This window comes from Sphingomonas sp. BK069, from assembly GCF_014193405.1.
GTDB lineage: Bacteria > Pseudomonadota > Alphaproteobacteria > Sphingomonadales > Sphingomonadaceae > Sphingomonas.
This window is the reverse complement of record NZ_JACHZH010000001.1, coordinates 21128-35148: the sequence shown is the minus strand read 5'-3', so window position 1 is coordinate 35148 and position 14021 is coordinate 21128. Positions and strand designations below refer to the sequence as shown.

Below are 14021 nucleotides of genomic sequence, written 5' to 3'. Positions count from 1 at the left end.
GCAGCTCAGCGGTGACGCCTCTGATGTGAGGGTCACCGGGCGAGCCAAGGATATGGAGCAGCGCGCGCCGCCCCATTATCGGGCGCTCACCGGCCCGATCGCCGGCGGAGAGGCTGTCAGACTGGTACCTACGGAGAAGACGCCGTTGAAGCCATCGGTGATCGTCGGCAGGGCGCGAACATAGGCCGACTTATGTGTGCCCTTACCCGAGAGTGAATGAGGGCCGCAACCGTCTTGCTGACAGTTCCACGCGCTACCGGTGGCAGGCTCCGACTGGAGCGACAAGACGTCCGCGGCGGGAAGATGGCTGGCGGCGGGCGCGAACATCATACCGGGCTGACGTACCAGATGCGCGTGTAAGCTCCCCACCAGGATCAGCACGACGCTATTCGGGTGAGTGTCTGCCAGACTTGCCCAACGATCCGCCATCGCCAGCTCATAATAATGTTGGTCGAGACGGCCGCTGGCCCGCGGCTGCGTCCCATGCACCTCGATCACTCGGCCGGCAGCGCGCCAGTCGCGCAAGCGGCGCAGCAACGTCAACATTGCCATGCTCGATCGACCGTCCGCCAGGTCTCGCGCCCAGATGTCGGATCGCAGCAATCTCTCGACAGCCGCATCGTCGCCGGAAGAGGCAAGAAATTGCGCGACGTCCACGTCGGTCCGTTCGTCGAACTCGAGCGCGATAACCACGGGGCGCCGCTTGGCGACAACGCAGGCGACGTCTCCGAAGAGGCGTGGAACCTGGTCGGTGCCATGGATCTCACCGACAATCACGAAACGCGGCGCGCGCTCCGCCAAGTCTTCGCTTCCGTTGAGAGAGGCGCAGACCTGCGGATCATCGGCGCGTCCAACGGGAGGCGTGAGGGGCCGCGCTGCTCCGCTCGTCGCGAGCATGAAGAGGATAGCGATAGATGGTAGGAGTGCCATAAATGCCCCGATAGCGGTAGGCGGCCCGCAGGCGAGCCGCCAAGAAAGTTCAGGGATCGTCGCTGTGGATTCCACGCCCTCCGTCGTTGGGAGTATACCAGGTGCCTGTATTTCCAGTCGGCGTCGAATAGATCGTGCCGTCCGGATCTCCACCCGCCACCATCACTTTCTCTTCTTCACTTATTATTGAAAAGTTGGTTCATTTTTGCTAAATAGAAAAGGTTCTGCCATTGCCTTCTCCGAAGGATGAAGCCGACTCATTGTCGGCAAGTATATGCTGCCTTCAACGGATTATCTTTTCTATGCAGAAGTGGCACAAAGCGGCCAAACTAACCATTAACCTTGTAGAATAATTGACAATCATCGGATTGGCGAGTTGGATGGCGCTTGATCAATGCGACCATCGCGGTCATTGCTCCATGATGCCGGTACCCGGTTGACCCAGCGCCTACCGCGACGCAGCATTGCGCGATGGCTACACTCCCCCCGATCACCAACAATCCCGACGTCCGCTATCTCGGCCGCGTGCTGGGCGACGTTATCCGCGCTTATGGGGGCGAGACGCTCTACGAGCGCACCGAGGCGATTCGCTCCGCCTCGGTCGAGCGCCACCGTGGCAACGACCAGGGCTCGCCCGACGTCGGGCTCGGCGCGCTCGACCTCGACGAGACGCTCGACTTCGTGCGCGGCTTCATGCTGTTCTCGATGCTCGCCAATCTCGCCGAGGACCGCCAGGGGATCGCCGCCGAGGAGGGCGCCGACGTCGCCGCCGCGCTCCAGCGCCTGGCCGGGGCCGGCGTTGACCGCGACCAGGTGCTCGCCCTGCTCGACCGCGCGCTGATCGCGCCGGTGCTCACCGCGCACCCCACCGAGGTGCGGCGCAAGAGCATGATCGATCACCGCAACCGCATCGCCCAGCTGATGGCGCTGCGCGACCGCGGGATCGACACCACGCCCGAGGGGGACCAGGTCGACGAGGCGATCGTGCGCCAGGTCGCGCTGCTGTGGCAGACGCGCGTGCTGCGGCGCGAGCGCCTGTACGTCACCGACGAGGTCGAGACCGCGCTCAGCTACCTGCGCGACGTCTTCCTGCCGGTGATCCCCGCGCTCTACCAACGCTGGGATCGTGCGCTGGGCGCGCGCGTGCCCGCCTTCCTGCGCCCGGGCAGCTGGATCGGCGGCGACCGCGACGGCAATCCCTTCGTCACAGCGGACAGCCTGCGCGCCGCGCTCGCACGCGCGTCGCGCGCGGTGCTGGGCTATTATCTCGACCAGCTCCACGCGATGGGGGCCGAGCTGTCGATCTCCGCCGACCATGGCGCGGTCGACGAGGGCGTGCTCGCGCTGGCCGAGGCGAGCGGCGACACCTCCGAGACGCGCAGCGACGAGCCCTATCGCCGCGCCATCAGCGGCATCTACGCGCGCACCGCGGCGACCTATCAGAAGCTCACCGGCGAGCCAGCGCCCCGCCCCGGCACGCTGCGCGGTGAGCCCTATGACAACCCGGCCGCGCTTCGTGCCGACCTCAAGACGATCGCGCGCCCGCTCTCGGCCGAGGGCGCGGGGCTGCTCGGTACCGGCGGCGCGATCGGGCGGCTGATCCGCGCGGTCGAGGTGTTCGGCTTCCATCTCGCCACGCTCGATCTGCGCCAGAACAGCGCGGTGCACGAGAAGGTCGTCGCCGAGATGCTGCGCGTCGCCGGCGTCTGCGCCGATTACACCGCGCTGGACGAAGACGCGCGCGTGATGCTGCTGCGCCAAGAGCTGGCCACGCCGCGCCCGCTGACCAGCCGCTTCACTACCTATTCGGACGAGACGGCGTCCGAGCTGGCGATCGTCCAGGCCGCGGCCGAGGCGCACGCCACCTACGGCGCGGCGTGCATTCGCCAATATATCGTGTCGATGACCAAGTCGGTGTCCGACCTGCTCGAGGTCCACCTGCTGCTCAAGGAGGTCGGGCTGTACCGCCCAGCGTCCGACGACGCCCCTGCCAGCGCCGCCGTGATGGCGGTGCCCTTGTTCGAGACGATCGAGGATCTCGAGGCCGCGCCCGCGATCATGACCGAGTGGTTCGCCATCCCTGAGGTGCGCGACATCGCGTGCGCGCGCGGTCACCAGGAGGTGATGATCGGCTATTCGGACAGCAACAAGGACGGCGGCTATCTCACCTCGACCTGGCAGCTGTCGCGCGCCTCGACCGCGCTGAAGCCGGTGTTCGACGCCGCGGGAGTCGGCATGCAGTTGTTCCACGGCCGCGGCGGTGCGGTCGGGCGCGGCGGCGGCTCCAGCTTCGCCGCGATCCGCGCGCAGCCCGCGGGCACGGTGCAGGGCCGCATCCGCATCACCGAACAGGGTGAGGTGATCGCGGGCAAGTACGGCACGCGCGAGAGCGCCAGCACCAACCTGGAGGCGATGGCCTCGGCGACCTTGCTCGCCAGCCTCGAGCCCGAGCAATTGTCGAACAGCGACAATGCCAGCTTCGCCGCGGCGATGGACCGGCTGTCCGACGCGGCCTTCCGCGCCTATCGCGGGCTGGTCTACGAGACCGAGGGCTTCCGCACCTTCTTCCGCCAGATGACCCCGATCGCCGAGATCGCCGGACTGAAGATCGGCAGTCGCCCTGCCAGCCGCAAGCAATCGGACGCGATCGAGGACCTGCGCGCCATACCCTGGGTGTTCAGCTGGGCGCAGGCGCGCGTGATGCTGCCGGGCTGGTACGGTGTCGGCCAGGCGATCGCCGCGTTCGAGGATCGCGGGCTGCTGCGCGAGATGGCGCAGGGTTGGCCGCTGTTCGCCGCGACGCTGGCCAACATGGAGATGGTGCTCGCCAAGTCGGACATGGGGATCGCCGAGCGCTATGCCGGGCTGGTCGAGGACGCCGAGCTGCGCGACCGCGTATTCGGGCGCATCCGCGACGGCTGGCAGCAGACCCACGACGGGCTGCTCGACGTCACCGCGCAGTCGCACCTGCTCGAGAAGCATCCGGCGCTCGACGCCTCGATCCGGCTACGGCTGCCCTATATCGAGCCGCTGAACCTGCTCCAAATCGAGCTGATGAAACGCCACCGCGCGGGCGAGGCCGACGAGCGCGTGCGTCAGGGCATCCTGCTGTCGATCAACGCGATCGCGACGGCGCTGCGCAATTCGGGGTGAGGAGGCAGCGTGACGAGCGATGCGTGCCGGTGGCGGACGCGCGGACGGTTCTGATCGTTCCTTTCGATCATGCCCTCACGCCCACTCCTGCGTCATCCCCGCGCAGGCGGGGATCCATACACGCTGACGCCTCGGCTCCGTCGTAGGTCCGCGCGTCTGGATCCGCGCCTGCGCGGGGATGACGGATGGTATCGATGAAGTGCTTCATGACCGGGGCTCGCCCGCGGCTGATATCTGCTGACGTATCAGCGAGCGGAAGCCGCGCCGAGCCGCCTCCCTTTACTACCCCTCCAGGCTCTTCGACGCCTGTTCGAACAAGTCCTTGCTGATCCCAGGCGTCGCGACGATCCGCTCCAGCTCGGCGCGCATGAGCGCCGCGCGTGCAGGGTCGAAGCGGCGCCAGCGGCCGAGCGGGGGCAGCAACCGCGCCGAGGTTTGCGGGTTGAGCGGGTCGAGCGCGAGCAGCTGGTCCGCGAGCCAGCGATAGCCTGCCCCCCCGGCGACGTGGAAGGCACGCTGGTTGACCGCGAAGGCGCCGATCAGCGCGCGCGCGCGATTGGGGTTGGCGAGCGAGAAATCGGGGTGGCGCGCCAGCTCGGCGACCAGCGCGGGCGTGTCGTCGCGCGATGCCAGCGCCTGCGTCTGGAACCATTTGTCGAGCACCAGCGGATTGTCGGCATAGCGCGCGTAGAAGGCCGCCAGCGCGGCGTCGCGCTCGTCGGAATGGCCGCTCGCCAGCGCGGTGAGCGCGCCCTGCCGGTCGGTCATGTTGTCCGCTGCCGCGAACTGCGCCCAGGCCAGCGCCGGCGCGTCCGCCGCGCCGCCCGCCTGGAGGTAGTGGAGCGCGACGTTGCGCAGGCGCCGCACGCCCTTGGCCGCCGGCGTATAAGCGTAAGGCACGCGATCGCCGAGATCGCAGGCGGCGCGCCAGCGCTGGTCGAGCGCGCGCGCAAGCGCACGCCGCAGCGCCTCACGCGCGGTGAAGACCGCCTCGGGGTCGACCATGGCGAGCTGGTCGCCGATAAAATTCTCCGATGGCAGCAGCACCGCCTCGGCGACGAAGGCACGGTCGAGCGCTGGATCGTCGAGCGTGTCCGCCACCGCCTCGATCACGGCGCGATGATCGGCCTCGCCCTCCACGGTTGCGGCCACCAATGTGTCGAGCATCAGCTGCTGCGTCGCCTCGTAGCGCGCAAAGGAATCGTCGTCGTGGCGCGCGAGGAAGGCGAGGTCGGCGGCGGTGCGATCGCTCTCGATGATCACCGGCGCGGAGAAGCCGCGGTTGAGCGAGACCACGGGCCGCTCGGTCACGTCCTCGAAGGCGACGCTCTCCGCCGCGTCGCGCAGCACCACCAACCGCTCGGCACCGAGCGGCTTGCCGGTGGCGCTGCCGAACAGTCGCACCCGCAGCGGCAGGACCTGCGGCGCCTTGCCGCTTTGCCCCGGCGTGTCGGGCACCTTCTGCGCGAGGTGGAGCAGCGCACGGCCGCTGCCGGGCTCGTGCTCGACGCTGGCCGACACGCGCGGCGTGCCCGCCTGGCTGTACCATAGGCGGAACTGCGCGAGGTCGACCCCGCTCGCCTCCTCCATGCAGCGGACGAAGTCCTCGCAGGTCGCGGCGGTGCCGTCGTGGCGGTCGAAGTAGAGGTCGGCGCCGGCGCGGAAGGCGGCGTCACCCAGCATCGTCGCCACCATGCGGATCAGCTCGGCGCCCTTGTTGTAGATGGTCGCGGTGTAGAAGTTGCTGATCTCGATGTAGCTCTCGGGGCGCACCGGGTGCGCCAGCGGGCCGGAATCTTCGGGGAACTGCGCCGCGCGCAGCCCGCGCACGTCCTCGATCCGCTTCACCGCGGCGGAGCCCTGGTCGGCGCTGAACGACTGGTCGCGATAGACGGTGAAGCCTTCCTTCAGGCTCAGCTGGAACCAGTCGCGGCACGTGACGCGATTGCCCGACCAGTTGTGGAAATATTCGTGCGCCACCACCGCGGCGATGGCGTCATAGTCATAGTCGGTCGCGGTGTCCGGATCGGCGAGGATGTAGCGGCTGTTGAAGATGTTCAGCCCCTTGTTCTCCATCGCGCCGAAGTTGAAGTCGTCGACCGCGACGATATTGAACACGTCGAGGTCATATTCGCGGCCGTAGACGCGCTCGTCCCACGCCATCGAGAGCTTGAGCGCGTCGAGCGCGTGCGCGGTCTTGGCCAGCTCCGCGGCGCGGACCCAGATGCCCAGTGCCACCTCACGTCCCGAGCGCGTGGTGAACGTGTCGCGGTTCACCGCCAGGTCGCCCGCCACCAGCGCGAAGAGATAGGAGGGCTTGGGATAGGGATCGTGCCACTCGGCCCAGTGCGTTCCGTCGGCGCCCTCGCCCTGCGCCACGGGGTCCCCATTGGCGAGCAGCACCGGGAAGCGGCGCCGGTCGGCGCTCATCCGCACCCGATAGGTGGCGAGCACGTCGGGCCGATCGGGGAAATAGGTGATGCGTCGGAAGCCCTCGGCCTCGCATTGCGTGCACAGGATCCCACCCGAGGCGTAGAGCCCCATCAGCTGGGTGTTGCGATCGGGCGCGACCTCCACTTCGGTCTCGATCACGTGGCGGTCGCCGGCGAGCGGCACGACGAGTTGCTCGCCCTCTATCGTCCAGCCCTCGGCGGGCGCGCCGTCCACCATGACCGAGAGCGGCACCTGCCCCGCGCCGTCGAGCCGCAGCGGCAGGTCGTGCGTGCCGTTGCGCTCGACGCTGAGCCGGGCGCGCACGCGCGTGCGCGTCGGATCGAGCGCGAAATCGAGCGCTATATCAGGGACGAGCCAAGCGGGCGCCTGATAATCGCGGCGATAGGTGACGAGGGGTGCGGCGGCGGTGAGGCGTGCGTCCATGGCCTTGACTATAATCGGGCGCCGCGCTGGTTCCATGAGAAAGCGGCGTCCGTCTCCGCCGCACCGGGCCACTCGGCAGGTGCGCGATGTGAAAAGCTAAGCTACGGCGATTCCTTCAAATTGCCGAAGGTCGCCGATGTACCGTCGTATCGTCACTCCGCTGCTGCTCGCCTGTGCCACCGTCGCCACCGCCCAGGTTCCCGCCCCCGCACCTGCCCCGACGCCGGCCGCGCGCAACGCCGCGCTCACCGCTCCGCTGCCCGCCGATCAGGCGGCGATGAAGGCGCACGTGATGTTCCTCTCCTCGGACGCGATGCGCGGGCGCGAGGCGGGCAGCGGCGAATATGACATCGCCGCGCAATATGTCGCCTCGCAATTCTACGCCGCCGGGCTCAAGCCGATGGGCGACGACGGCGGCTACCTCCAGAAGGTGCCGCTGACCGCCTATAAAATCGCGGACGAGGGCGCATTCAGCTGGGCACCGGCGACCGGCGCATCGCAGAAGCTGGCGTTCGGCACCGACTATGTGCCCGCCGCAAACCCCGCCGCGAAGCAGACGCGCGTATCGGCACCGGTGGTCTATGTCGGCCACGGCCTGTCGGCGAACGCTTATGGCATCGACGATTACGCCGGCGCCGACGTGCGCGGCAAGATCGTCGCCTATGTCGGCGGTGTGCCGACCGGGCTGCCGAGCGAGATCGCGGCGACGCTGAGCGGCGCGCCGGCGCGGCTCGCCGCCGCAGCAGCGCACGGCGCGGTGGGAGCGGTCGCGATCGCCGACCTGCGCGCGCCGGGGCGCGGCACGCCGGGCTTCGACACGGTGAAGAAGGGCTATGACTCGGAGCGGGTGACCTGGGCGCTGCCCGACGGCACCGGCAGCACTGCCATTCCCTCGGTGCCGCTGCTCGGCACGCTCTCCACCGCTGGCGCGGCCAAGCTCTTCGGGCGCGACTGGGCGACGATGGTGCGCGCGGCGAAGAAGAAGGTGCTGCGCGCGCGCCCGGTCACCGCCGCCGGCACGCTGACGGTGCAGAGCGCGACCGGCTTCCGCGCGCTGCCCAGCAGCAACGTCATCGGCATGATCCCCGGCACCGATCCGAGCGTCGGGCGCGAGACCGTCGTGCTGTCGGCGCACCTCGATCACGTCGGCGTTGGCAAGGCGGTCAAGGGCGACACGATCTACAACGGCGCGCTCGACGACGCGATCGGCATCGCCAGCCTGATCGAGGCGGCCAAGCGCTTCAGGCAGGCGCCGCCGCCGAAGCGGTCGGTGCTGTTCCTCGCCGTCACCGCCGAGGAGAAGGGGCTCGTCGGCAGCGACTATTTCACCAACCATTCGACCGTGCCGATCACCGACATCGTCGCCGACGTGAACCTCGACATGCCGATCCTCACCTACAGGTTCGAGGACATGGTGGCGTTCGGCGGCGACCGCTCGTCGCTCGGGCCGATCATCGCGCGCGCGGTCGGCGCGATCGGCGTCGGCCTCTCGCCCGATCCGATGCCGGAGGAGGCAATCTTCGTCCGATCGGACCATTTCCGCTTCGTGCAGAAAGGCGTGCCCTCGGTCTTCCTGTGGCCGGGACAGAAGGGGCCGGGCAAGGCCGCGGTCGCCGACTTCATGGGCAACTGCTACCACAAGCCGTGCGACGATCTGTCGCAGCCGATCCTGTGGGACCAGGGCGTCCGCTTCGTCGACGCCAATTACCGCATCGCGCGCGAGATCGCCGACGCGGCCGACCGGCCGCGCTGGAACAGAGGCGACTATTTCGGCCTGCTGTTCAAGGGACCGATGGCGGCGCAATGAGCCGCCGCGGCGGCGCGCGGCGCGCTCAGTCGAGCGGCCGCGCCTCGCCCTCGGCGTAGAGGTGCGTGCAGACCTGCGCCTCGGGCGTGTCACCCGGCTCCAGCGCCGCGACGGTAACCCAGCCTTCCGCGCGCATCGCCGCGCCGTCCGCCGCCGGCGTACCGAACGGCAGGAACAACCGGCGGCGCTCGCCCGCGGGCTGGTCGCCGATCAGCCGGTCCGCGAACAGCGAGAAGCCGGTCGCCGCCTCCTCGGAACCGCCCTCGTGCACGACGGTGTAAGTGCCGCCGCGGCCGACCTCCGCGGACGAGCTCCCCGCGAACAGCGAGAAGCCCAGCCAGGTCTGATATTCGAAGCCGTGGCGCTCGGTCGGGTCGAGCGTCAGCACCGCGCGACCATCCAGCGCACGCGCGATCGCGGCGAGCGCGTCGAGCCGTGACCCGAGCGCGCCGTCGCGGTCGAAGTCGCGCAGCCGCGCCAGCGCCTGATCGAACGGTCCCGCCGCCGCGACGAGCGGGAGGTAGTCGGGCGCGAGCTCGGCGACCGCGCCCGCGTCCTTGGCGTCGAGCCGCTGGCGCAGCGAGTCGAGCTTCTCGGGCGCGACCGGCAGCGCGCCCGCCGCGAGCGTGTCGACCAGATCGGGCAAGGTAAAGTCGATCGAGGGACGCGCCACCCTCGCGGCCGCGACCGCCTCGATCGCGACGGTCACCACCTCCTGCGCCGCCGCCACGGTGTCCAGCCCGAACAGCTCGGCGCCGATCTGCCGCGTCTCGCGCGCGGGAGCGAGCTGGCTGGCGCGCAGCTTGAGCACCGCGCCGGCGTAGCTCAGCCGCACCGGCCGCGGATGGTGCCCCATCCGGGTCGCCGCGATCCGCGCCACCTGCGCGGTCAGGTCCGGCCGGATCGCCAGCGTGCGCTGCGAGACCGGGTCGACGAAGCGCACCGCATCCTGCAACGCGCCGGCCTTGAGCCGCGAGCCTAACCCCTCGGCGAACTCGGCGAGCGGCGGGTCGACGCGCTCATAGCCGTGGGCGTGAATCGCGCCGAGCACGCGCGCCTCCAGTGCCGCAGCGGCGTCGGCGACGGGCGGAAGGCGGTCGCGCAGCCCCTCGGGCAGCAGCGCGGTCACGCGCGACGCTCCCGCTCGTCCGCCACGAGAAGGCAGGGGTGAGGCGTCATCGTCATCGTCCCGTTCGCGTTGCGGCGGCACACCCGATGGCCGCGCGCCTCGAGCCCTGTTGTCCGCCGGTCGCCGCCCGATTGGTCGCTGCGCGCGCCGCCGTCAACCTCGCCGGAAGGCGGGCGCCACCTTGAGCGGCAAGTGATTGAGAAGGCGCGGCACCCGCCCGCGCCCCGCCGCGTTACCCCGCCATGCCTACACCCTCCGATCACCCGCTCCGCCTCGGCTTCCCGGTCAAGGTGATGGGCAAGCCCGGCCTCAAGAGCGGCGACACGCGCCGCTGGCAGGCCAATCCGCATCTGAAATGCTCGCTCGAGCAGGTCGACAAGGTGCTCGACTACCTCGCCAGCGAGCGGCTCGACATGTATCGGCTGTCGTCCGATCTGGCGCCCTACGCCACGCATCCGGACATGCCGCAGTTCCACGACATGGTGCGCGAGAGCGACGCCGAGCTCGCCGCCTTCGGTGCCAAGGCGCGCACGCTGGGCATCCGGCTGTCGTTCCACCCCTCGCAATATGTGCTGCTCAACAGCCCCGACGACGCGCTGACCGCCAAGTCGATCTGGGATCTGTCGTCGCAGGCCGAGATGCTCGACCGTATGGGGCTGGACGAGGAGGCCGTGATGGTGACGCACGTCGGCGGCGTCTACGACGACCATGACGCCAGCCGTGAGCGCTGGCTGCGCGGCTGGGAGCGCTGCCCCGAGCATGTGCGGCAGCGGATCGTGCTCGAGAACGATGACCTGCGCTTCTCCGCCGCCGACGCTTTGTGGATCCACGAGCGCTGCGGCGTACGGCTGATCTTCGACTATCAGCATTTCTGGTGCCTCAACCCCGAGGGGCTGGACATGCGCGAGACGCTGGAGCGCTTCCTGGCGACCTGGCCTACCGGCGTGCGTCCCAAGATCCACTTCTCCTCGCCGCGCACCGAGATGCGGGAGATCAAACAGAAGATCACCGCCAAGCAGCGTGCCAGCGGCAAGACGGTGCGCAAGGGCGAGCTGGTCAAGGCGCCGGTCAAGGCGGGCGCGCGCGTCAAGACGGTGTTGCGCCCGCCGGTGTGGACCGGCCACGCCGACTTCACCAACCCGTTCGAGTTCGCCACCTTCATGCGAACCGCGGCGGGGCTGTTGTTCGACGTGATGATGGAGGGCAAGGCGAAGGACGTCAGCCTGCTCAAGCTACGCCCCGACCTGCTGCGCTACGCTCCCGACGTGGCGGCGCGCTTCGGCATCACCGCGGCCGATGCCGACGCGCTCGCCGCAGACGAGGCGGCGCTGGAGAGCGGCGGCGCGGCGGCGGACGAGGCGCCCGACGTGGACGAGGGCGAGATGTGATATGCCGTTTCCCGGCGCAGGCCGGGGCCCCGTTGGGAGACGTCAGTGTGACTCACAGGCGCCTTCCCACCTGGGCCACGGCCTTCGCCGGGAACGGCCTCACTCCCGATAGGCCGGGCTCACCCGGTCGAGCTTGCGCAGCAGCGCGGGCCAGGCGAGCGCCTGTGCCACCATCCCCATCCCCGCCGGGCTGGCCTGGTGCGCGACCTTCTCCTCGACGCCGTCGGGCGGCGGATTGAGCCCGTCGCGCCCCGCCGCGAGCATGTGCACCTGCGCCTGGCACGCGCGCTCGAGGAAGTAGAGCCGCAGGAAACAGGCCGCGACCGAGTTGCCCACCGCCAGCGTGCCATGGTTGCGCAGGATCATCGCGTTCTTGGCACCGAGATCCGCGACGAGCCGCTCACGCTCGGCGAGGTCGGTCGCGATGCCCTCGTAATCGTGATAGGCGACGTCGTGGCTCGCGATCATCGCGGTCTGCGTGTGCGGCAGCAGCCCGCACGCCATCGCCGAGACCGCCTGACCGTGCGGCGTGTGCAGGTGCATCACCGCGTGCGCGTCGTCGCGCGCCACGTGGATCGCCGAGTGGATGGTGAAGCCCGCCGGGTTGACCGGATGGTCCGAGCGGCCGACCGGCTGTCCGTCGACGTCGATCTTGACCAGAGTCGAGGCGGTGATTTCCTCGAACATCATGTCGTACGGGTTGATCAGGAAATGATGCTCGGGCCCGGGCACCCGCGCCGACAGATGGGTGAAGATCAGGTCGTCCCAGCCGTATAGCGCGACCAGCCGGTAAGCAGCGGCGAGATCGACCCGCGCCTCCCACTCGCCGGGCGCATAGGCCGCAGTGTCCACCGACGCGAGCGTCGCCATCGCCTCTCTCCTCTGCTTTGGCGCGAGGGTAGAGGAAGCGCGGCGGAGTCGCCAGCGTGCGGTTAGAGCGCAAGAAGCCCTCGGCCGGCCGCCCTGACCGCTGGCCCTTCTTCCTCTCGCCGTCACCCCGGCGAAGGCCGGGGTCCACTCGTCCGCGCACCCATGGGCCGGCGATGCGCGGCAGGGTGGATCCCGGACCACGTCCGGGATGACGGCAGAAAGGGACGTTCGCGTCCCTAGGAACGGGCCGGCCCCGCCCGCTCAGTCGACGAAGGCGCGCTCGATCACGAACTGGCCGGGATTGGCGTTGGAGCCCTCGACCAGCCCGCGCTGCTCGAGCATGCCCGCGACCTCGCGGATCATCGCGGTCGAGCCGCACAGCATCACGCGGTCGTTCTCGGCGTCGAACTTGGCCTCGCCGCCGAGCCCGTCGAACAGGCGGCCGTCCTCGATCAGCGCGGGGATGCGCGCCTGCACCGGAAAGTCCTCGCGCGTCACCGTCGGCAGGTAGCGGAACTGCGCCGCCGCCTGCTCCGACACCAGCGGGTCCTCAGCCAGCTTGGCCTCGAGCATCTCGCGCCAGGCGAGGTCGTCGACGCGGCGGACGCCGTGAACCACCACCACCTCGTCGAACCGCTCGTACACGTCGGGGTCGCGCGCCACGCTGAGGAACGGCGCGAGCCCAGTGCCGGTCGACAGCAGGAACAATCGCCGTCCACCGAGCAACGCGTCGAGCACCAGCGTGCCGGTCGGCTTCTTGCCGAGATAGACCTGGTCGCCGGGCTCGATCTGCTGCAGCCGACCGGTCAGCGGCCCCTCGGGCACCTTGATGGAGAGGAATTCGAGCTCCTCGGCCCAAGCCGGGCTGGCGATCGAATAGGCGCGCATCACCGGCTTGGCGGACTTGCCGTCCTCGCCCGCGATGCCGGGCAGGCCGATCATCACGAACTCGCCCGAGCGAAAGCGGAACGAGGCGGGACGCTCGACCGCGAAGCTGAACAGATGCTCGTTCCAGTGACGCACCCAGGTGACCGCCACGCTATGAAAGGCGGTGGATTCAGGGATAAGCACTGGCGCGCGGAGGTCGGTCATCGGCGATCCGGTCTGAGAACGGGGAATGTCGTGCGAATGGGGCGCATTATGGCCCGAGAGGCGCAGGGTCAACCATAGGTCGGCTTGGGGCGCGCGCGGTCAGGCTTGTCGCGGCGTGCCGTCCCGCTGCGCCAGCGGCGCTTGTAGGAAGCGCAGCGCCACCCACTCGATCGCGGTGACGGTGCGCGCCAGTGCGGGCTCGGTCACGAGCGTCGCCGCGATCCGCCGTGTCGCGTCGCGCTCGCCGTGCATCGCCGAGTCGATCAGCGCGAGCAGCACCGCCTCGTCGTCGCTCACGGTGCGCGCGGTCGCCGCGCCGAACCGGAGCCATCGCTTCCCCTCGCGATCGAGCGCTCCCATCGCCGCGGCGAAGTCCGGGAGCGCGGCATTGACCCCGCGCCAGGTGAAGGCCGGGGCGAGCGCGCGGCAGGCGCAGCGGCCCGCGCGCGTGACCAGCGTCCACTGACGCATCGCGCTGACGAGGAAATGCAGATGCTCGTCAAGCTGGTCGAGCGGCCGATCGAGGAAGCGGTACATCGTCGCCCCATGTGGTTGCGATTAACTCGCAGTAGCGTTCTGCTGGCGTGGAAGCAAGAGGGCCAGCAACGTTTCCCCCGGCACGTAGTGGGGGACCGCTCGCGGAAGCGAGCGGTCGAGGGGGCTTCCTCATACGAGCCGCCCGTCGGTGGAGAGCTCCCTTCGCCACCGGCCTGCGGCCGGCGGTCGCCCTCCGCGCGCGCGGGGAGGATCTTCCCTTACCCGAACCCTTTCCCCC

The 14021-nt window shown here is 69.5% G+C and carries 9 protein-coding genes; 3 read left to right on the top strand and 6 right to left on the bottom strand.

From position 1 onward, the window contains the following. Nucleotides 1-75: 75 nt before the first annotated feature. Nucleotides 76-897, bottom strand: a complete 822-nt coding sequence (locus FHY02_RS00125; protein WP_183919363.1) for a hypothetical protein — start codon at nt 895-897, stop codon at nt 76-78. A gap of 504 nt (nt 898-1401) precedes the next feature. Between FHY02_RS00125 and ppc the strand changes: the two genes are divergently transcribed. Next, entirely contained in the window at nt 1402-4083 is a 2682-nt protein-coding gene (gene ppc, locus FHY02_RS00120; RefSeq protein WP_183919361.1) for a phosphoenolpyruvate carboxylase, read from the top strand. 282 nt (nt 4084-4365) lie between these two features. Here the strand turns inward: ppc and pepN are convergent, their stop codons facing one another. Continuing rightward, entirely contained in the window at nt 4366-6960 is a 2595-nt protein-coding gene (gene pepN / locus FHY02_RS00115) for an aminopeptidase N (protein WP_183919359.1), read from the bottom strand. A 136-nt stretch (nt 6961-7096) separates the two neighbouring features. On the opposite strand from pepN, the gene FHY02_RS00110 reads away from it, so the two are divergent. Beyond that, on the top strand, nt 7097-8767 hold the full coding sequence (locus FHY02_RS00110; RefSeq protein WP_183919357.1) for a M28 family peptidase: 1671 nt from the start codon (nt 7097-7099) through the stop codon (nt 8765-8767). A gap of 25 nt (nt 8768-8792) precedes the next feature. Here the strand turns inward: FHY02_RS00110 and FHY02_RS00105 are convergent, their stop codons facing one another. Beyond that, nucleotides 8793-9896 carry an ATP phosphoribosyltransferase regulatory subunit gene (locus FHY02_RS00105; RefSeq protein ID WP_183919355.1) on the bottom strand — a complete coding sequence of 368 codons (1104 nt, stop codon included), beginning with the start codon at nt 9894-9896 and terminating at the stop codon, nt 8793-8795. 242 nt (nt 9897-10138) lie between these two features. On the opposite strand from FHY02_RS00105, the gene uvsE reads away from it, so the two are divergent. Beyond that, entirely contained in the window at nt 10139-11284 is a 1146-nt protein-coding gene (uvsE, locus tag FHY02_RS00100) for a UV DNA damage repair endonuclease UvsE (RefSeq protein WP_183919353.1), read from the top strand. A gap of 99 nt (nt 11285-11383) precedes the next feature. Here uvsE and FHY02_RS00095 read toward each other — a convergent pair whose 3' ends face one another. From FHY02_RS00095 to FHY02_RS00085, 3 genes are all read right to left on the bottom strand, one after another. Then, nucleotides 11384-12154, bottom strand: a complete 771-nt coding sequence (locus FHY02_RS00095; RefSeq protein ID WP_183919351.1) for a class II aldolase/adducin family protein — start codon at nt 12152-12154, stop codon at nt 11384-11386. 261 nt (nt 12155-12415) lie between these two features. Then, nucleotides 12416-13246, bottom strand: coding sequence for a ferredoxin--NADP reductase (locus tag FHY02_RS00090; protein WP_183919349.1), 831 nt, complete (start codon nt 13244-13246; stop codon nt 12416-12418). A 99-nt stretch (nt 13247-13345) separates the two neighbouring features. After that, nucleotides 13346-13783, bottom strand: a complete 438-nt coding sequence (locus tag FHY02_RS00085; RefSeq protein ID WP_183919348.1) for a hypothetical protein — start codon at nt 13781-13783, stop codon at nt 13346-13348. Nucleotides 13784-14021: the final 238 nt, after the last annotated feature.